Source organism: Luteimonas lutimaris (genome assembly GCF_039537065.1).
In the GTDB taxonomy this organism is placed as follows: domain Bacteria; phylum Pseudomonadota; class Gammaproteobacteria; order Xanthomonadales; family Xanthomonadaceae; genus Luteimonas; species Luteimonas lutimaris.
Genome location: NZ_BAAAZU010000001.1, coordinates 310,547 through 328,945, shown reverse-complemented (window position 1 = coordinate 328,945; position 18,399 = coordinate 310,547). Strand labels below are relative to the sequence as shown.

The following is an 18,399-nucleotide window of genomic DNA, read 5'->3' as shown; positions in this document are numbered from 1 at the left end:
CGCACGGGTGCGCGCCTGCCGATCACCCGTCGCAGGACTTCGCTAGACTCGGGGCCTCCCCACTGCCGGCTGTTCCTGCCATGCGCCACCCGATCCTCGCCGCCTCCCTCCTTGCCGCCGCGCTGTCGCTGGCGGCCTGCGCGTCCACCGGCGCGCGCAGCGACGCGACGCCCGCGACGGCCGGCACCGGCGTCGTCGCCGACGACAACCTCAACGCGGTGCTGTGGGTGCAGACCTCGGCCGAATACCGGGCCGCGGCCGAAACCGTCTACCGCGCCGCCGCCGACCAGCTCGATGCCGCGCTGGCGCGACCGGACTGGGACGCACTGGTGCCGTCCGAACGCGACAACGCCAGCGCCACCGCCGGCCTCAAGCCCGCGGTCATCATGGATATCGACGAGACCGTGCTCGACAACTCGCCGTACCAGGCGCGCCTGATCCGCGACCAGGCGCAGTACAGCGACCCGACCTGGGACCTGTGGGTCGCCGAGAAGAAGGCCAAGGCCGTCCCGGGCGTGGTCGACTTCGCCCGCGCCGCCACGGAAAAGGGCGTGACCATCCTGTATCTGTCCAACCGCGCCGTGCACCTGAAGGAAGCCACGCTGGCCAATCTCAAGGCGGTCGGCATGCCCGTGGCCAGCGACGACGTGTTCCTGGGCCTGGGTACGGTGGTGCCCGGCTGCGAGCAGGACGGCAGCGAGAAGAACTGCCGTCGCCGCCTGGCGGGACAGAAGTACCGTGTGCTGATGCAGTTCGGCGACCAGCTGGGCGACTTCGTCGAAGTCGTCGCCAACACCCCGCAGGGCCGCGACGGCCTGCTCGAGGAGTACGGCGCCTGGTTCGGCGAGCGCTGGTGGATGCTGCCCAATCCCACCTACGGCGGCTGGGAGCCGGCCCTGTTCAACAACGACTGGGCCCAGCCGAAGGCAGAGCGGCGCGATGCGAAATGGAAGGCCATGGAATTTTCAAACTAGAAATATCAACGAGTTACATGAATTCATTTCAGGTATTGCATTAGGTTCAGTCAGGCGCTAGCCTGTGCGGGTCCGGCCTTTCGTGCCGGAGCCATGCCACAACCGAAAGTCCTTTCCGGCTCCGGCCGGATATTCACGGGGAAGGTCACGCCTTCCCCGTTTTTTATGCGTTCCGTGCGCGCCGCGTGCCGGTTCCGCGACGCTGGTCCGCCACCTAGGGTTTGCCATAGGTGATGCCGGTTGCGCGCTATGGCATAGCCTCCAATCGGGTATCTGCGTCGGGAACTTCCCGGGAGATGGTGCGATGGTCAGCTTGAGCGGCAATCTCCCGGGGCATGTCGACCAGCTGGTAGACACGCTCATCAACCGGGACCGTACCGAGCGCCCGGACAGGCGCGACGGCGACCGCACTACGGGCGGCAGGGATCCTGCAAGCCGCACGGGCACCGGGAACTCCGGCAATACAGGCAACACAGGCAATGCCGGCAACAACAACGGTGTCGGCAACAACGGCAACGGCAACGGATCCGGTAACAACAACGGCGTCGGCAACAACGGCAACGGCAACGGATTCGGTAACAACAACGGCGTCGGCAACAATGGCAACGGCAACGGATTCGGTAACAACAACGGCGTCGGCAACAACGGCAACGGTGTACCCAACCTCGGCGGCAACCAGCAGCCCGGCATCATCGGCAACACGCTGAACACCCTCCACCAGCCCGGCAACAGCCTGTTCGGGGCCATGAACCCGCTGCAGCGGGCGCCCGGCATGATGGCGGCCTCCCCTGCCGCCCAGTACAACAGCAATGCCAGCCCCCAGGCGGCCGCCGCGCAGCAGTCCGGACCACCGCAGTATTCCCAGGCCTCGCAGTCCGCCTACTACGGTCCGGGCGTCCGGGCTGACGCGCGCGCGCAATTCGCCGCCATGCCGGTGTCGGTCCTCAACGCGAATGCAACATTGGCCAGCGCGCGCCCCGGCGCGCCGATCTCCGCCTTCGCCGCCGGCGGCCCCATGGCGGCAGCCGGCAACAGCGGTCCGGCCGGCACAACCGGCCCGGCCGCGACCGTGGCCACGGCGATGGCGCAGCAGCCCGCCGGCCCCGCGACCACCGCGCGCGCCGACGCCGCGCAGCTTGCCGCGCAAACAATGCCACCGGGCAATGCCCAGCTGGCGGCGCGCGCCGATGCAGCCGCCCTGGCCGCTGCGCGCGCGGCTGCGCTGGCGACGGCAGCCGCCGCGCCGGGCACGCTCGCACAGGCAACGACATTCACGCCTGCCGGCAACCCGCTGGCGCTGTCGGCCCCCGGCCTGACCATGGCCGCGGCGCCGACCAACCCGGCCGCGGACGCCCGCGGCGTGATCCTGCCGACGCACGACGCCGCCACCTCGCAGCGCGCGGAAAATGCGATGAATCCGGCGGGCCACACGCTCGACGGCGCGCAGCGCCGCCAGCGCGACCGCAGGATGTCCTCGATGCCACAGGGCGGCCTGGCCCGGCTGCTGTGGGCCGTGGGTGCCGCAGGCCACACGTCCGAAGGCAGGGAAGCCAGTGCCGAGCGCGATGCCAGGCGGGCCATGCAGTGGCTGTTCTGGATCCTCACGCTGATCGCCTATGGCTGCCTGGCCGGCGCCATCATCGTCTTCGCCGGCAGCGACGGCCGGCTTGCGGATTCGATTTCCGATCGCAATTCCACTGCCGCGCTGGCGATGTGCGGGCTTGCCGCCGGCGTGATCGCCTGGGGCGTGGCGCGCTGGATGTCACGCCGGCGCTGACCCCGCATCAGGCAATCGGTTCGAAGACGCGCGCACACCGGACCGGGCACACGCTGGGTAAGGGGGCGTCCCAGCAAGAGCACGAACATGTGCCAGGCACCGGCCTCTGCCCGTCGATTGCGGTTTTGCTCGGCAACGCCGCTGGCGGCAGGCTTGCCCCTGCGTTCTTCGTCGCCATCGCCCTGTGGTTTTCAGCGCAGGCACGGATGGCCTTGGGTCGAAATCAATGGGCGGCGACGGCCATAGGCTGGGCTGGTGCCGGACGACATTCTCGACCAGGCCATCCGCACACACCCGCTCATCAAATCGACGCGCCGCCATTCGCCCCGGGTGGGAGAAAGTAACCACAAAAAAAAGCCCCCGCATCCGCAGGGGCCTTCTGTCTGGCCTCCGCATCGACCCCGTGGCGGGATCGATGCCGGAAGGCGTAGCGCGCCGGATTACTGCTTGCGCGCCGCGTTGCTCTGGGCCTCGCCGATGGTCTTGATCACGGTGGTGACCGTGTTCATCAGCAGCGAGAACTCCTGCGAAGCCACCTGGAACTTGGCCATGGTGCTCGGGTTGGACGAGCTGACCTTCTCGGACAGCGACTTCATTTCGCCGGCCTTCTTGTCAAGCGCGTTCATCTGGCCCTCGACCATCGCGGCCAGCCAGCTCTTGGAACCGGTGCTGCCGGACACAGAGCTGGAACCCTGCTTGACGCCCTGGGAGAACATCGCGGTGTTGAAGGAAGAAAGGATATCGGCCATGGGAAATCTCCTTGGAATGCAATTTTTTACGGGAATGATTTGAATCTGGGCTTGCTACATCCGGTCGCCTCCTCGCGGAGGCCGGTGCTCAAGCCGGAGGACCCCGTGTCCGATACCCTCTGCGCAGCACGCGTTCCTTTTCCTGGCTCGGCGGCGCTGCACCGGCCTCGCGCGTGGCACGCTTGGATTCCGCAGCCGCTTCGCGCTGCGCTTCCAGCCACTCCAGTGCAGACGCTTCGCCATCCGCTTCACATCGGCGCGCAAACTCCAGCGCGACCTGGACTTCCTTGTCGTCCAACGGACTGAGCATCTCGTCGAACTTCCGTGCAAGCGAGTTGCGCTCGTCCTCGTTGATCGCACCGCTTTCGACCAGGTCATTGAGCGTGTTCGCCATGCCGTCCTGGTCGAAGGGCGTGAGCTTCGCCTCGATCGGCGCGTGCTGCACGGTCTCGCGGAAAACACCGATCAAATACTCCAGGCCGCCTTCGTCCAGCCCGGGCTGCTCCCGCAGCATGGCTTCGAAATCGGAAACGACCTTGGCGCGAATCGCCGTGTCTTCGCTTTCCCGCGCTGTCTCAACCTGTTCCTGCCCGGGCGTGCCCACGACCGCAGCCTGCTGCAGCGCTACCGCCATCGGCGGAGCCTGTTTTCTGACTGGTCGGCGAGGTGGTCGAGCCATGAAGGGTTACCTGTGGAACGCAACGCGTGGGAACGACTTGAATTCGAGTGTACGGGTCTGTCCATGCCCTGCAACTAGGGGCGACCCTATATGGAGGGTTCAACCGTTGAAGCGGGGGTCGACTTCGAGATGGCCGAGGTTGTGTTGTGAGAACCGCCGCGCCAGCTCCGGCGCAGCCTGGCGGATGGCGTCGTAGCTGCTGCGTGAACGGGAGTCGGCCTGCAGGCGCCAGCCGGTCGCTGTGCGGCTGAGCAGAAGGTCGGTGCCGGGCAGGGTGGCGTCGGACATGCGCAGCAGCACCTGGCCGTCGCCTTCGCGCGCGGCGCTGTCGCTGGCGGCCATCTGTCGCACGTGGCGCTGGATCAGGTCGGCGAAGGCATGGGTGTTGACCGGCGTGGGCGCGGTCGGCATGGGCGGGGCGTCGCTGCGCAGCGCCATCTGCGCCTGGAACATCGAGGCCATGTCGAGCGTGCCGTCCTGGCGCGACGAGGATTGCCGGCCGGAGTCTTCCTTGCGGTCGACGCGTTCGCGGACGCTGGCGGCGGCGGATTGCTCCAGCGCGCCCTGGTCGCCACGCGTGGCTTCCTGGCGCGCCTCGCGGGCGTGCTTGCCCGCGTCGCCGGCCTTTGCCTGCAGTTCCTGCGGCTGCGCCTGCTGGCCGGGCACCTGGCGCGCGGCCTGCTGCCGAGCCTGCGGATCGGCCTGCTTCTGCATGGCAGCGCGAAAGCGTTCGACGGCTTCCGAGCTGGGGGTTTCGCGCTCGGACTGCAGTTTCGCGTCGGCGCGCCGGGCGTCCAGCACGCGCTGGGCGAGCAGGTCGCTGCCGCGGTCGGAATGTCGGTCGATACCCATGGTCGTCCTCCTCAGTGCAATGGCCGCGACGCTTGCCCGCGGGCGAGCATCAGGTCGGCGGCAATATCCTCTTCCTTGCGCTCTTCCAGCACGCGCTGCTCGCCGCGCCAGCTGTCGCGGCGTTTCTCCAGCGCTTCCTGCCGCGCCTTGGCGCGGAAGAAGTCCTCGCGCGCCCGGGCCAGCGCCTGTTCGGCGTCCCGCAGCGCCTTCTGCGCCTGCGCCAGGCGCTGCTGGGCGGCCATGATCTGCCCGCCCAGCCAGTCGACATGCGCCTCGCGCTGGCCCAGCACGGTCGCCCAGTCGACGCCGGGCGGCGGCGGGTCGAGCAGGCGCGCACGCTGGTGGGCGCGCTCGTTGCCCAGCTGCACGATCTCGTGCTCGATCCGGGTGCAGGCGTCGCGGCAGACCTGCACCGCGCGCTGCTTTTCCAGCACCACCTGGCGCGCGGCCTCGGTGCGGTGTTCACGCAGGCGCAGCAGGGTGTGGAGGGGATAGCGCTTCATCCGAACAGCCTCCGCAGCGCGTCGGCCGACTTGTCGAACGGCACCAGTTCGGCCGGGGGCTGCTGCAGCAACTGGCGCATGGCGCCGATCTTCTCGATCGCGACGTCGGCGTCCTTGTCGGTGCCGCGCTTGTATTCGCCCAGCTGCAGCAGCAGCTCGATGTCCTGGTACTTGGCCAGGTACTTGCGCAACTGGCCGGCGGCGCGCTGGTGCTTGTCGTCGACCACGCGCGTCATCACGCGGCTCAGGCTGGTGAGCACGTCGATCGCCGGGTAGTGGTGCGCGGCGGCGAGCTTGCGCGACAGCACGATGTGGCCGTCGAGGATCGAGCGCACTTCCTCGACGATCGGGTCGCCGCCGTCCTCGTCCTCGGCCAGCACGGTGTAGAAGGCGGTGATCGAGCCCTTGTCGTTGTTGCCGGCGCGCTCGAACAGCCGCGGCAGCGCGCTGAACACCGACGGCGGGAAGCCGCGCCGCGCCGGCGGCTCGCCGACCGCCAGGCCGACGTCGCGCAGCGCGCGCGCGAAGCGCGTCACCGAGTCGAGCAGCAGCAGCACGCGCTGGCCCTTGTCGCGGAAGTACTCGGCGATGGCGGTGCCCACCCAGGCCGCGCGGCTGCGTTCGAGCGCGGGGCGGTCGGAGGTGGCGACCACGATCACCGACTTCTTCAACCCGGCCTCGCCGAGGTTGTCGTGGATGAATTCGTTGACCTCGCGGCCGCGCTCGCCGACCAGCACGATGACGTTGACGTCGGCGTCGCCGCCGCGCGCGAGCATGCCCAGCAGGGTGCTCTTGCCGCCACCGGCGACGGCGAAGATGCCCACGCGCTGGCCTTCGCCAGTGGTCATGGTCGCGTCGATGGCGCGCACGCCGGTCGCGAACGGACGATCGATGAGGGTCCGGGCCAGCGGGTTGGGCGAGGCGGCGTAGATCGGCGCCTCGACCGTGTCGCCGACCGGGCCCTTGTCGTCGATCGGCTCGCCGTGGGCGTCGAGGATGCGGCCGAGCAGGCCGTCGCCGGCGCGCACCGCGGCCTGGCGGCCGGTGGCGTGCACCACGGTGGTGGCCGACACGCCTTCGAGCGCGCCCAGCGGGGTGAGCAGGGTCATCTGCTTCGACACGCCGACCACTTCGGCCGGCAGCCGGAACGCCTGGTCGCCCTCGCCGGGCGGGTTGCGCAGGATGCACAGCTCGCCGATCGAGGCCTTCAGGCCGGTGGCGCGGATCAGGGTGCCATGCGCTTCGGCGACGCGGCCGACGCGTTCGACCGATTGCACCCGCGCGAGCGCGCCCAGCAGCGGATCGATCGCGGACACGGCGGCCTGCGGGGCGTTCATCCGGCGTGGCTCCCCACGCCCGCCAGCGCGGTGCGGATCGCCTCGATCTGCTGGGCGACGCCGGCGCGCACTTCGCCCGCCTCGGACACCACCACGCAGCTGAGCGGATCGAGGCTGACGTCCTCGACCAGCTCGATCACGCCCACCGCCGGATGCGCCTGGCGCACCACGCCAAGGCCGGCGGCGACGTCCTCGCGCACCGACGGATGCACGCGGATCATCAGGAATTGCTCGGCCTGCGCGGCCTCAACCGCCTGCAGCACCAGCGGCGGCACCACGCTGCGCGCGTCGAAGTCCGGCGCGATGCGCGCCACGATCGCGCAGGCCAGCTCGGTGACGCGGCTGCTGGCATCGGCCAGCACGCGCGCGCGGCGCTCGTTGAGCGCGGCCAGGTGCTCGGTCATCTGCTGCTGCACGCGCGCCAGGCCTTCGGCGAAGCCTTCGGCGTGGCCCTTTTCGCGCGCACGCTCGATCTCCCTGCCGGCCTCTTCGTACAGCGCATTGACCTGTTCGAGCAGCGCGTCGAGTTCGTCGATCCGCTGCCAGTGCCGCGCCGGCACCACGTTGCCGGCCAGCGCGCGTTCGAACCGGCGCGGCTCGAACACCGCGACCGTGGCAGGCGTCGTGGCTGCGGAGGCGCTTCTGCGGACGGGTTCGGCGGGCATGGCGGTTCCGGTCAATCCCCGCCCGTGCGGGCGAGATGGTGGTCGTGCAGGAACTGCACCTGCTTCGGCGGCAGGTGCGCGGGCGCGGGCGTTTCGCGCGGGAACTGCAGCCGCATCCATTCGGCAAGCGCAGGATCGCCCTGTGCCGCCCAGGCGTGCAGCTCGCCGCGGCCCTGGCGATCGAACAGCGCGTGCAGCGGTGCGTCGTCGTGGGAATCGGCAAGCGCGGCACCCAGTCCGGCGCGCAGGCGCGACGCGACCGATGCCTCCACCTTGCCGTCCCAGACCTGCTTGTCCAGCGCCAGCAGGTAGCTGTTGCCCAGCGCGCGGCGCAGCTGCCGCACCGGCTCGCGCCGGACCTCGGCGCGGATCGCCGGCGCCAGCGCCAGCACGCCGAGGTCGCGCAACAGCCCGGCCAGGCGCGCGCGCGGCCAGCGCACCACCGGCGCCGCGATCGCGCCGTCCGGGCGCGGCGCCAGCAGCTCGCCGCCGATCTCACGCATCAGCCAGCGCGCCAGCATCCTGCGGCCGAGCGCGCTGTCCTGCGCGCGCTTCAGCAGGGCGTCATCGATGAAGTCGGTATCCCGCCCGTCCCCACCCGACTGGTGGTACCAGTCGGGGTGGATCCCGGCGAACACCCGCTGCAGGCTCATCGCGCCGCCCGGCTATCCGTTCCAGACGCGCTGCGGCTGTTTCGCCTGCGCCAGCCGTGCCCGCGCACGGCTGCCAAAGGCGATCGCCAGCGCCAGCAGCACCGCCACGCCGAGCGTGATCGCGACCGTCAGCGGGCTGATCGACGACAGCACGGCCGGCATCCCGCCCGGCGCATCCGTCGCGGCCTGCCGGGGCGCCGTGGCGCCGACGGTGAAGAACTTGATCGTGACCTGGTCGAGGTCATCCAGTCCCTCGATGCTGTCCTTGACCCCGACCTTCAGGTCGGTTTCGCGGTCGCGCAGGTCGGTGCCGGGGTCCTGGTAGATGAACACCGATGCCGAGGACTTGGCCTTGTTGTCGCCCAGCGGATTGCGGTCCGGCAACGCGATGGAGACCGCCGCGTCGACCACGCCGTCGATCTTGAGCAGCTTCTGCCGCATCGACTCCTCGAGGCCGAACACGTACAGCGCCTTCTCCTGCGTGGCAGAGGTGGCGAAGCCTTCCTTCTTGAAGATCTCGCCCATGGTGAACGACTGCCGCCGCGGGAGGCCCCTGGCATGCAGCACGTCCATCGCGCGCGGGAAGTCGCTCTCCGCGATCCGCACCTCCCAGCCCTTCTTGTCCGCGGACAGGTTCTTGTCGGCCTTGATGCCGGCACCGAGCAGGGCGGCCATCACCTGGTTGGCCTGCTGTTCCTCGAGGTTGCTGTACAACGCCGACCCGCTGCAGCCGGCCAGCGCCAGGCAGGCCAGCAGCAGGGCCAGGATCGCCAGGCGCTTGTGTGCGTTCGACGCGTTCATGCCGCCCCCTGTCCTACGACTGCTGCCGGAACAGCTGCTGCACGCCATCGGACGTGCGGTTGGCGACGTTGGACGTCAGTTCGGCCTTGAACAGCAGCTTGTGGGCTTCCATCGTCAGCGCCATCATTTCGCTGGGCGAGGGATCCTTGTTGCTGGTGGTGATTGCCTCCGACAGCGTCTTGATCTTCTCGGCACCGTTGTTGAGGTTGTCCATCGTCGACATGAACGCACGCATGCCCTGCGACGGCTCGGCCGGCTTCGCGACCGCCTCGGTACCACCGACGTTGCCGACGTCGCCGCCGCCGCGGTAGGCCTCGGCGAACTTGCCGACTTCGTACATGGTCGTCTGCGGCTGCGCCGCCGGCGACGCGGCCGGGTTGCCCTGCGTGGCGTCGACCGCGATCTGGATGGCTTCGATCATCTGTGTTTCTCCTTGGCGTGACCCTGCACCTGCCGGGCCGCGCTTGCCTGGCCCGCGCGACGGCACCTTGCCGCCACGCGCGCAGACATGCGCGATGCGCGTGGTTACTGGCGCTTGCCCAGCGTCTCGAGCGCCTGGCCGACGCTGTTCTGCGAGGTCGCGGCGTTGTTGGACATGAACTGCATCTTCAGGCTCTGGGCCGTCAGCGCCACCATGTTGGACGGCTGGTCGCCACCGGCGCTGATCTGGTCGGACAGCGTGGTGATGCGCGATGCCTGCGTGTCGAGCGTCTGGCCCCAGGCCCGGGACATGGCCTCGTACCAGCTGCTGCCCTGGCCGGACGATGCGCCGCCGACGCGGTTGGACGATGCGGAGCCGACGCTGGCGCGGCCTACGAAGCCGAGTACGGGTCCCATGGAATTGTCGTTCATGGCTTGCTTCTCCTTGGCTGCGATCACCCGATCGCGTTGTTGAAGATGGAAACACGACGCCGTGGCGACGCCGCGTGAAACAACCGTTACCTGTCGTTGTTGCTGTCGCTACTGCTTGTCCTTGCTTTTGCTGCTGTCCGTGCCGGCCTTGTCCGCGCTTGCGACGCGGCGGTCGGCGGTGGTCTTCGTGGCCTTGGCGGCCGTTGCGGTGCCGGCCTTGTCCGCGGCACCATCGCCGGCGGCCGGCTTGATGCCATCTTCCTGCGGCGCGCTCGCCGTCGCCGCCTGCTCGGCCGCGGCGGCGAGTTCCTCGGCCGTCACCGGCTGCGCCTTGACCTTGTGCGGTTCGCCCTTGGCGTCGAGGACCTGCACGTTCGCGCCGATCATGACGAGCTGGCCCAGCCCGGGCACCTGGTCGCCGACCCGGTACTCGGTGCCATCCAGCGCGACCACGTGCCGGTCGCCTTCGCGCACCACCTTCACGATCCGCGTCGGCTCGACTGGCGCGTTGGCCTTGCTGCCGGCCCGCGCCACGTGTCCGTCGCCCTGGCCGGGCACATAGTTTTTGACGTACACGTGCTTGACGCCCGGGACGTCGCGCATCGCACGCGACTGGCTGACCCTGCCCAGCGCATCGATGTCCTCGAACTGGCCGCTGACCTCGACCACGCCGTTGCCCAGGTAGCGGGTGGCGGCGTTGAGGTGCTGTGCGCGCAGCACCTCCCGCACGTCGGCGGCGATCTTGTCTCCCGAGCGCAGGTCGAGCGTCGCCGCGACGCCCTGCTGCCGGATCTGGCGCATGCGCTGCTCGATGCTGTCGCGCGTCTTGCTGTTGGCGACCGTGCCGCTGAGCACGAGCGTACCGTCGGGCTGCTCGTGCAGCGCGCCGCCGTTGATCTTGAACTCGCTGATCAGCCCCTCGAGCTGCGTGCGCGGGTCGACCGGCTTCTCGTGCTGCGGCATCACCGCGGCAAAGATCGCCAGCGAGGCCAGCGACAGCACCGCGAGCGCGGCGACCAGCGGCAGCTTGCGCATGCCGGCGCCGGGTTCGCGCTTGCCGCGGGGCAGCGGCGCGCCCTCGGGCAGCAGCGTCGCCCAGCGCGGGTCGTCTTCCATGCCGAAGGCGATCGCGGCGTCGCCGAGCTGGATGCGCTGCAGGCCGCGCAGCTCCAGTGGATCGCCCGGATGCAACGGCTGGCCGTCCACGCGCAGCGGCGCGTCGAGCGCGCGCAGCGACGACAGGCCGGCGGTGAGGTTGACCAGCGCGTGGTGGCGGGCGACGCCGTTGTCGGCCAGGACGATGTCGCAGTCGTCGCCGCTGCCGACCAGGATCATCTCCTGCTCGGCCAGCGTGCGGCTGGCGCCCGCGTGCAGGCCCGACAGGATGCGCAGGACATTGGCCGGCGCGGCAGGCGCGTCGGTGGCAACGTCGGTTTCGGGCTCGTTGGATGACATGGCTTGGCTCCTCACGGAATTCTGCGCTGTCGTTGTTTCAGCAGTATCACGCATTGATCTGGCCGGCCTGCACGATGCGCAGGTCCGGGGCGAGTTCCTGGTAGGACAGCACCGGCAGGTCGAAGAAATCGACTTCCATCAGCTTGCGCAGGTGGCGGCGCACGTCGAGCGAGCACAGCAGCGCCGGCCGCACGCCCTCGGGCTGGCGGGCCAGCTGCGCGCGCACCTCGTTGCCCAGCCGCGCGGCCAGTTCCGGCGAGATCGCCAGCTGGCTGGCGCCGCCGGCCACGCGCACCGACTGGCGCAGCTTGTCCTCGAGTTCGGGGTGGATCAGCAGAACGTGCAGGCTGCGCTCGGCGTCGGCGTAGCGGTCGGCGATCTCGCGCTTGAGCGCCACGCGCACGTATTCGGTCAGCAGCACGACATCCTTTTCGCGCCCGCCGACCTCGGTGATCGCCTCGAACGCGTCACGCAGGTTGCGCACCGGCACGCCTTCCTCGGCCAGCCGGCGCAGCACGTCGGCCACGCGCTGCGGCGCGACCACGCGCAGCATTTCCTTGACCAGGTCCGGGTAGTCGCGCTGCATCTTGCCGAACAGGTTCGAGGTTTCCTGGATGCCGATGAAGCCGCCCATGCGGCGCCGGATCGAGCCGTGCAGGTGGCCGGCGACGACGTCGATCGGACTGGGCGTGGCGTCGTTGGCGGCGTCGGCCCATTCGCCGTGCAGCGCCGGGAAGAACCCGGGCAGTTTGGCGGCCTCGGTGCCGGCATGCGCGGGGCGAAAGTGGGCGTCACCGCGCATCCGCCCGGAAGCGATCCGCGCGCCATGCGCGGTGAGGCGGTATTCGCCGTCTCCCAGCGCGCCGGAAACCTGCACCTGCGGTACCGGGATCGGCACGCCGTATTCCTCGCGCATGCCCTGCGCCAGCCCGGTCACGCGCCCGCGCAGCTCGCTCTCGCCGCCGAGCAGCGCGGCCAGCGACGGCGCCACCTCCAGCTGCAGCGGCGCCGGTGGCGAAAGGTCGTCGGCGTCGACCGCCTTGCGCGAGGCGACCATCTCTTCCTCCGGCACGCGGAACGCGCGCCGCAGCATTTCGAACTGGTGCCGGTAGCGCCACGCGGCGAGCGTGAGCAGGGCCACGCCGAGCACCAGGAACACCAGCTTCGGGAAGCCCGGCACCAGCGTCATCAGCAGCGCCAGCAGGCCGGTGATCAGGACCACGCGCGGCTGGCCCGACACCTGGCGGCCGATCGCCTCGCCCAGGTGGCGGTCGTCTTCCTCGCCCGCGGTGCGGGTGACCACCAGGCCGGCGGCGATGGTCGCCAGGATCGCCGGGATCTGCGACACCAGGCCGTCGCCGATGGTGAGGATGGAATAGGTGTGCGTCGCCTCGCCCAGCGCCATGTCGTGCTGCAGCACGCCGACCGCCAGGCCGCCGAGCAGGTTGATGATGATGATCACGATGCCGGCGATGGCGTCGCCCTTGACGAACTTCATCGCGCCGTCGAGCGCGCCGTGCAGCTGGCTCTCGGTCTCGAGCAGCCGGCGCTTGCGCCGCGCCTCGTCCTTGTCGATCAGGCCCGAGCGCAGGTCGGAGTCGATCGACAGCTGCTTGCCCGGCATGGCGTCGAGGGTGAAGCGCGCAGCGACCTCGGCCACGCGCTCGGCGCCCTTGGCCACGACGATGAACTGCACCACGGTGATGATCAGGAACACCACCAGGCCGACCACCAGGTTGCCGCCGGCCACCATCGCGCCGAAGGTCTGGACGATGTGGCCGCCCTCGGCGTTGAGCAGGATCGAGCGGGTGATCGCGATCGACAGCGCCAGGCGGAACAGCGTGGTCAGCAGCAGCACGCTGGGAAAACTGGAGAACGCCACCGGCGTGGGAATGTAGATCGCCAGCAGCAGCAGGCCGAAGCCGATCGAGATGTTGACCGCCACCAGGGTGTCGATCGCCATGATCGGCAGCGGCAGGATCATCACGCTGATGATCGTGACCGCGGCGAACGCCAGCACGACATCGCTGTAGCCGGCGCGCGTACGCGGCGCGTTACCGGCCGGCGCGGCGAAGATGTTGCCGATCAGCGCGCGCATGCCGCGCCTCCGTCTGCATGCACATGTCCCGCGCTGGCTTGCGCGTCCGCGTTTGTCCGCTGCGCGTCATCGACCGGACACCGCACGCTCCCGTACGGGCTTTCGCCGACGGACCCCGGGTGTACAAGGAAGACGAAACGGACCTGCCGCATTTGCCCCTGACCTCATGCGTCACTTTGTGGCAAATTACGATACCTTGCAGAAATCCACAAGGCGTAACGGCAATGTTCAAAAGACCGTCCGCCGGTTCCCCGGGGTTCAGGCAGATGAATGCAAGTGCCTGTAATGCAAAGGTAATTTTTGGCTCACGATAAATTAACGCCGAGCCGCTATATCAACTGGACGGGATCTGCGGGTCCGGATCGGGCGTAGCCGCCGGCGCGACGTCAGATTGTTCCAAATTTGTGATCAAGTTCACGGTTTGGGCCCCTACACCGACCACAAATACGCGGCCGGACCGGGCTTTGACCACCACGATCCGTTCACGGGATCCCACCGGCAGGATCTGCAGGATCGAAAGCGGCGCATCCTGGCCCGTCAGGCCGAAGCGCCGCCGGACCAGGTACAGCACGGCCACCAGGACGACGATGACCAACGCCAACGGCAGCAGAATCCCCATCACCTCACCGGCCACAGACAGCGGCTCGGCCGCCTGCACGCCGGCCGGGTCCGGGGCCGCGAGCGCCGCCAGCGGCAGCCAGCCCGTGGCGTTGCCGGCGAGGGCCGCGAGGGCGGAAGGAAGGATCGGTCGAAGGATGTCCATGGGGCTCCGGGAGGCCCGCGGCGGGTGCCGCGCGGTCGGCAAATACCGTAGCAGCCGGAGCGCGCGCGGTGACAGCCGGGGCACGCCGCGCGCGGCGGTGGCGAGCGGATGAGCCCGGCGGCCGCCAGGAAGAAGGCCGGCGCCGCACAAGGCGCGATCCCGCTGCTCGAAGCGGTGCCCTTCGCCTGTGCGGCCTACGCCGACGACGGCGTGCTGGTGTCGGCCAACCGGCGCTTCAACGACGAATTCGCCGCCCTGCCCGAACACCGCCGCCGCGACACCCTGCTCGCGCTGCTGCGCGACGGCGCGCTCGACGACGAGGCCGAGCCGGCGGAGGTGCGCGCGCCGCACAGCGGCCGCTGGTACGCGCTGCACTGGGGCCAGGCCGAACACGACGGCCGCCCGCTGGCGCTGCTGACCGCGATCGACATCAGCGAGCGCATCGAGGCGCTGGACTCGCACAAGTCGCAGCAGGAGAAGCTGCTGTTCACCTCGCGGATGATGTCGGTCGGCGAGATGGCGGCCACGCTCGCGCACGAGATCAACCAGCCGCTGGCGGCGATCGTCAACTACCTCAACGGCTCGCTGCGCCTGGTCGACCAGGCCGGCGGCCCGGCCCAGGTCGAGCGCGCGCTGCAGGCCGCGCGCACCCAGGCCGAGCACGCCGCGGCGGTGATCTCGCGGGTGCGCGAGTTCGTCCGCGCGCGCGAACCGCGGCGCGACGCGCAGGACATGCACGCGATGGCCGCGACCGTGCTCGAACTGCTGCGGCTGGAGGCCGAACGCCAGCAGCTGCGCATCGACGTGGCGCTCAGCGACGCGCTGCCGGAGGTCTACGCCGACCGGGTGATGGTCGAGCAGGTGCTGCTGAACCTGGTCAAGAACGCGATCGAGGCGATGCGCGGCACCCCGGTGGCCAAGCGCGAGCTGCGGGTGGAGGGCCGGGTGAACCTGGACGACGAGGTCGAGATCCGCGTCTGCGACCGCGGCACCGGCCTGAGCTCGGCCGAGCAGGACCAGCTGTTCTCGCCGTTCTTCACCACCAAGAACGACGGCCTGGGCATCGGCCTTGCCATCTGCCGCTCGATCATCGAATACCACAAGGGGCGGCTGTTCTTCGAGCCGCGCGAGGGCGGCGGCAGCGTGTTCGGCTTTACCCTGCCGCGCTACGAACAGGGGAGGTGAGGCATGGCCGAGGCGCGCGTGTACCTGGTCGACGACAACGCCGGTTTCCGCGATTCCACCGCGTGGCTGCTGGAAACGGCCGGCTTCGAGGTGCTGCCGTTCGCCTCCGGCCCTGAATTCATCGAGGCCTACGGCGCCGACCGCCACGGCGCCGATCCCGAATGCCTGGTCTCCGACGTGCGCATGCCCGAAATGAGCGGGCTGCAGCTGCAGGAGGAGCTGGGCCGCCGCGGCATCGTGCTGCCGCTGGTGTTCGTCACCGCGCACGGCGACGTGCCGCTGGCGGTGGAGGCGATGCGCAAGGGCGCGTCGAACTTCCTCGAAAAACCCTTCGGCGAGGACGCGCTGGTCGACGCGATCCGCGCCGCGCTCGCCAACGCGCGCAACAAGGGCGCAGTGGGCGCGGTGGGCGAATGCCTGGCCAAGCTCAGCCCACGCGAGCGCCAGGTGCTGGACCTGGTCATCGCCAGCAAGCCCAACAAGATCATCGCCGACATCCTCGGCATCAGCATCAAGACCGTCGAACTGCACCGTGCCAACATGATGAGCAAACTCGGGGTGCGCTCGCTGCCCGAACTGATGAAGGTCGCCCTGGGACATGCCTGACACCACTGCCGCACGCAAGCCCCGGACCGCGGCCAAGCCGTCGGCCCGCAAGCCGCCCGCACCCGCCGTCCGCGCGCTGCGCGGGCACGTGCCCGAGGTCGCGCCGGCGCAGGCCGAGGCGCTGCGCGGGTTCTTTGCCGTGCCGCGGCACTGGGCGCTGGGCGACAGCACCGTGCTGTGGTTCACGCCCGGCACCGCGCCGAAGCCGGAGGAGACGTTCTGGGTCGACGCCGAGGGCCGCCCGCTGCAGCTGCGGCTGGAGGCCGACGCGGCGATCCCGCCGGGCCCGTCCGGCCTGCACTGGAGCGACTACCGCGGCCGCGCGCGCCTGCTGGCCTGGAGCCTGGCGCACGAGCGCGCGTTGATGCGCCTGAGCGAGGTGCTCGGCACCGCGCTGGTCCCGCGCGAACCGGCCGACGATGACGGCGAAGGCGACAATGCGCTGTGGCTGTCGTTCGCCACCGACAGCGAACCCGAGGCCGCGCACGAAGCCCTGCGCGGCGCGGTGCGGCTGCCGCTGGACTGGCTGCCGCGCCTGCAGGGCCGTGCCGAACCGGTCTACGAGGACGATCCGCTGCCGCCGCTGGGCGCGCTGCGCGGCCTGCCGGTGCCGCTGCAGGTCGGCTTCGATGGTCCCGCGCTGTCGGCCGCCGAATGGCAATCGCTGCGCCCCGGCGACGTCGTGCTGCTGGGCAACGCCGGCCTGCCGGCGCTGCACGCGGACGCGGCGCGCCTGACCTGGCCGCTGGCCGCCGCCCCGGACGGCTGGCGCATCGCCGCCGCCGCACAACCGCAACCTTCTCCCACGGAGCCATCCATGACCAACGACGAAACCCCCAACGACGCGGCCGAGCCCGAGGGCGCCGACGGCGCGGAAGCCGCGACCGGCGACCAGGACGCCGCAGCGCGCCCGCTGCCGGTGCAGCTGAGCTTCGAGATCGGCCGCATGGAGGTCAGCGTCGGCGACATGGCCTCGCTGCAGCCCGGTTACGTGTTCGCGCTGCCGACCCAGCTGCAGGGCAGCAACGTCACCATCCGCGCCAACGGCCGCAGCGCCGGCCGCGGCGAGGTCGTGGCAGTGGGCGACACGCTCGGTGTGCGTCTGCTGGCGTGGGATTGACAGCGGCGCCGGGACCGAAGGGCCGGGGACCGGGGGTGAAGGGCAAAGGCCCGATCCCGCGCCCCCGCCCTGAAACCCCAACGCCCCGTCCGATTCCCCGCCCCTAGTCCTCCAGCTCCCAGCCCAAGGCCTCCCATGGATTTCAACAACCTCGACCCGGCCCTGATCCTCATCACCGTCGTCAGCCTCGCGCTGGCGCCGTTCGTGGCGGTGATGGTGACCTCGTTCACCAAGATCGTGGTGGTGCTGAGCCTGCTGCGCAACGCGCTGGGGCTGCAGCAGGTGCCGCCGAACGTGGTCATCAACGGCCTGGCGATCGTGCTGTCGATCTACGTGATGTACCCGGTGATCCTCGACACCATGGCGGCGATCGAGGCGCGCCAGAACGGCCAGCCGCCGCCGGTGGCGTCGCAGCTCACCAAGCCGCCGCCGCGGCCGGCGATGACGACGGCACCACCGCCACCGGCCACCTCGCCGGCTGCCGCCGACGCGGAGGCCGCCGCAGCCGAAGCCGCCGCCACGGCGCGCGGCCCGTCGTTCACCAACGTCAGCGACGGCCGCGACCAGGTCGTGTCGCCGCCGACCGCGGCGCAGAACGCGGCCACGGAACAGGCCCAGGCCCTGGAACCGCTGCCCGACAAGGGCGTGGCGCGGCTGCTGGCGCTGGCCAACGCCGGCAAGGAGCCGCTGCGCAGGTTCCTGATGCAGCACTCGCACGATGCCGAACGCGCGTTCTTCCTGGGCAGCGCGCGGCGGCTGCTGCCGGATGCGCAGAAGGACGACATCGACGCCGACCACTTCCTGGTGGTGGTGCCGGCATTCACCGTCAGCGAGCTCACCGCGGCGTTCCAGATCGGCTTCCTGATCTTCCTGCCGTTCCTGGTGATCGACATGGTGGTGGCCAACATCCTGCTGGCGCTGGGCATGATGATGCTGTCGCCGACCACGATCTCGCTGCCGTTCAAGCTGCTGCTGTTCGTGCTGATCGACGGCTGGGCCAAGCTGGTGCACGGCCTGGTGCTGACCTACGGCGCCTGAGGAGGACACGATGGGCGAAGTCATCGAACTGACCAAGCAGGCGCTGTGGCTGACCCTGATCCTGTCCGGCCCGCCGGTGGGCGCGGCGGCGCTGGTCGGCCTGCTGGTGGCGTTCCTGCAGGCGGCCACCCAGCTGCAGGAGCAGACCTTCGCCTACGCGCTGAAGTTCTTCACCATCGTGGTGGCGCTGTTCGTCACCTCGGCGCTGATCGGCGGCACGCTGTACACCTTCGCCGACCGCATCTTCGTCGACTTCCCCGGCCTGGTCCGGCACTAGCCGGCCACGCACGCC

Annotated in this window: 20 protein-coding genes; 7 read left to right on the top strand and 13 right to left on the bottom strand. The window is 70.0% G+C overall.

Going from position 1 to position 18,399, the window contains the following annotated elements; genetic code table 11:
- Positions 1 to 80: 80 nt before the first annotated feature.
- Together ABD679_RS01530 and ABD679_RS01525 are read left to right on the top strand one after the other, a co-directional pair.
- A complete protein-coding gene (locus ABD679_RS01530) occupies positions 81 to 974 on the top strand; it encodes a 5'-nucleotidase, lipoprotein e(P4) family (protein ID WP_344758158.1) in 894 nt (297 codons plus the stop codon).
- A gap of 82 nt (positions 975 to 1,056) precedes the next feature.
- The gene (locus tag ABD679_RS01525; protein WP_344758157.1) at positions 1,057 to 2,751 is read left to right on the top strand and encodes a hypothetical protein; all 1,695 of its coding nucleotides are present in this window, start codon (positions 1,057 to 1,059) and stop codon (positions 2,749 to 2,751) included.
- A gap of 440 nt (positions 2,752 to 3,191) precedes the next feature.
- On the opposite strand, the gene ABD679_RS01520 is transcribed toward ABD679_RS01525, so the two are convergent.
- From ABD679_RS01520 to ABD679_RS01460, 13 genes are all read right to left on the bottom strand, one after another.
- Positions 3,192 to 3,500: a hypothetical protein gene (locus ABD679_RS01520; RefSeq protein WP_344758156.1), complete on the bottom strand. Its 309-nt coding sequence runs from the start codon at positions 3,498 to 3,500 to the stop codon at positions 3,192 to 3,194.
- An 88-nt stretch (positions 3,501 to 3,588) separates the two neighbouring features.
- Positions 3,589 to 4,134 carry a hypothetical protein gene (locus ABD679_RS01515; RefSeq protein ID WP_344758155.1) on the bottom strand — a complete coding sequence of 182 codons (546 nt, stop codon included), beginning with the start codon at positions 4,132 to 4,134 and terminating at the stop codon, positions 3,589 to 3,591.
- 144 nt (positions 4,135 to 4,278) lie between these two features.
- On the bottom strand, positions 4,279 to 5,031 hold the full coding sequence (locus ABD679_RS01510; protein WP_344758154.1) for a hypothetical protein: 753 nt from the start codon (positions 5,029 to 5,031) through the stop codon (positions 4,279 to 4,281).
- 11 nt (positions 5,032 to 5,042) lie between these two features.
- Positions 5,043 to 5,534: a hypothetical protein gene (locus tag ABD679_RS01505; RefSeq protein WP_344758153.1), complete on the bottom strand. Its 492-nt coding sequence runs from the start codon at positions 5,532 to 5,534 to the stop codon at positions 5,043 to 5,045.
- Positions 5,531 to 6,871 (bottom strand): FliI/YscN family ATPase, encoded by a 1,341-nt coding sequence (locus tag ABD679_RS01500; protein WP_344758152.1) that lies wholly within the window; start codon positions 6,869 to 6,871, stop codon positions 5,531 to 5,533. The genes ABD679_RS01505 and ABD679_RS01500 overlap by 4 nt, the downstream gene beginning before the upstream one ends.
- Positions 6,868 to 7,536 (bottom strand): FliH/SctL family protein, encoded by a 669-nt coding sequence (locus ABD679_RS01495; protein WP_344758151.1) that lies wholly within the window; start codon positions 7,534 to 7,536, stop codon positions 6,868 to 6,870. The genes ABD679_RS01500 and ABD679_RS01495 overlap by 4 nt, the downstream gene beginning before the upstream one ends.
- A gap of 11 nt (positions 7,537 to 7,547) precedes the next feature.
- On the bottom strand, positions 7,548 to 8,189 hold the full coding sequence (locus tag ABD679_RS01490) for a hypothetical protein (RefSeq protein WP_344758150.1): 642 nt from the start codon (positions 8,187 to 8,189) through the stop codon (positions 7,548 to 7,550).
- 12 nt (positions 8,190 to 8,201) lie between these two features.
- A complete protein-coding gene (gene sctJ, locus ABD679_RS01485) occupies positions 8,202 to 8,990 on the bottom strand; it encodes a type III secretion system inner membrane ring lipoprotein SctJ (RefSeq protein ID WP_344758149.1) in 789 nt (262 codons plus the stop codon).
- A gap of 13 nt (positions 8,991 to 9,003) precedes the next feature.
- Positions 9,004 to 9,411, bottom strand: coding sequence for a hypothetical protein (locus tag ABD679_RS01480; protein WP_344758148.1), 408 nt, complete (start codon positions 9,409 to 9,411; stop codon positions 9,004 to 9,006).
- Positions 9,412 to 9,515: 104 nt separating this feature from the next.
- Entirely contained in the window at positions 9,516 to 9,842 is a 327-nt protein-coding gene (locus ABD679_RS01475) for a hypothetical protein (protein ID WP_344758147.1), read from the bottom strand.
- A gap of 108 nt (positions 9,843 to 9,950) precedes the next feature.
- Complete coding sequence (locus ABD679_RS01470) at positions 9,951 to 11,297, bottom strand: FHA domain-containing protein (RefSeq protein WP_344758146.1); 1,347 nt, start codon at positions 11,295 to 11,297, stop codon at positions 9,951 to 9,953.
- A gap of 46 nt (positions 11,298 to 11,343) precedes the next feature.
- Entirely contained in the window at positions 11,344 to 13,395 is a 2,052-nt protein-coding gene (gene sctV / locus ABD679_RS01465) for a type III secretion system export apparatus subunit SctV (protein ID WP_344758145.1), read from the bottom strand.
- Positions 13,396 to 13,729: 334 nt separating this feature from the next.
- Entirely contained in the window at positions 13,730 to 14,158 is a 429-nt protein-coding gene (locus tag ABD679_RS01460) for a flagellar biosynthetic protein FliO (protein WP_344758144.1), read from the bottom strand.
- Positions 14,159 to 14,266: 108 nt separating this feature from the next.
- Between ABD679_RS01460 and ABD679_RS01455 the strand changes: the two genes are divergently transcribed.
- The 5 genes from ABD679_RS01455 (at position 14,267) to sctS (ending at position 18,384) form a co-directional block, all read left to right on the top strand.
- The gene (locus ABD679_RS01455) at positions 14,267 to 15,343 is read left to right on the top strand and encodes a sensor histidine kinase (protein ID WP_344758143.1); all 1,077 of its coding nucleotides are present in this window, start codon (positions 14,267 to 14,269) and stop codon (positions 15,341 to 15,343) included.
- 3 nt (positions 15,344 to 15,346) lie between these two features.
- Positions 15,347 to 15,949: a response regulator transcription factor gene (locus ABD679_RS01450; RefSeq protein WP_344758142.1), complete on the top strand. Its 603-nt coding sequence runs from the start codon at positions 15,347 to 15,349 to the stop codon at positions 15,947 to 15,949.
- The gene (sctQ, locus tag ABD679_RS01445) at positions 15,942 to 17,069 is read left to right on the top strand and encodes a type III secretion system cytoplasmic ring protein SctQ (protein WP_344758141.1); all 1,128 of its coding nucleotides are present in this window, start codon (positions 15,942 to 15,944) and stop codon (positions 17,067 to 17,069) included. The genes ABD679_RS01450 and sctQ overlap by 8 nt, the downstream gene beginning before the upstream one ends.
- Before the next feature lie 135 nt (positions 17,070 to 17,204).
- Positions 17,205 to 18,107 (top strand): EscR/YscR/HrcR family type III secretion system export apparatus protein, encoded by a 903-nt coding sequence (locus ABD679_RS01440; protein WP_344758140.1) that lies wholly within the window; start codon positions 17,205 to 17,207, stop codon positions 18,105 to 18,107.
- 10 nt (positions 18,108 to 18,117) lie between these two features.
- On the top strand, positions 18,118 to 18,384 hold the full coding sequence (sctS, locus tag ABD679_RS01435; RefSeq protein WP_344758139.1) for a type III secretion system export apparatus subunit SctS: 267 nt from the start codon (positions 18,118 to 18,120) through the stop codon (positions 18,382 to 18,384).
- Positions 18,385 to 18,399: the final 15 nt, after the last annotated feature.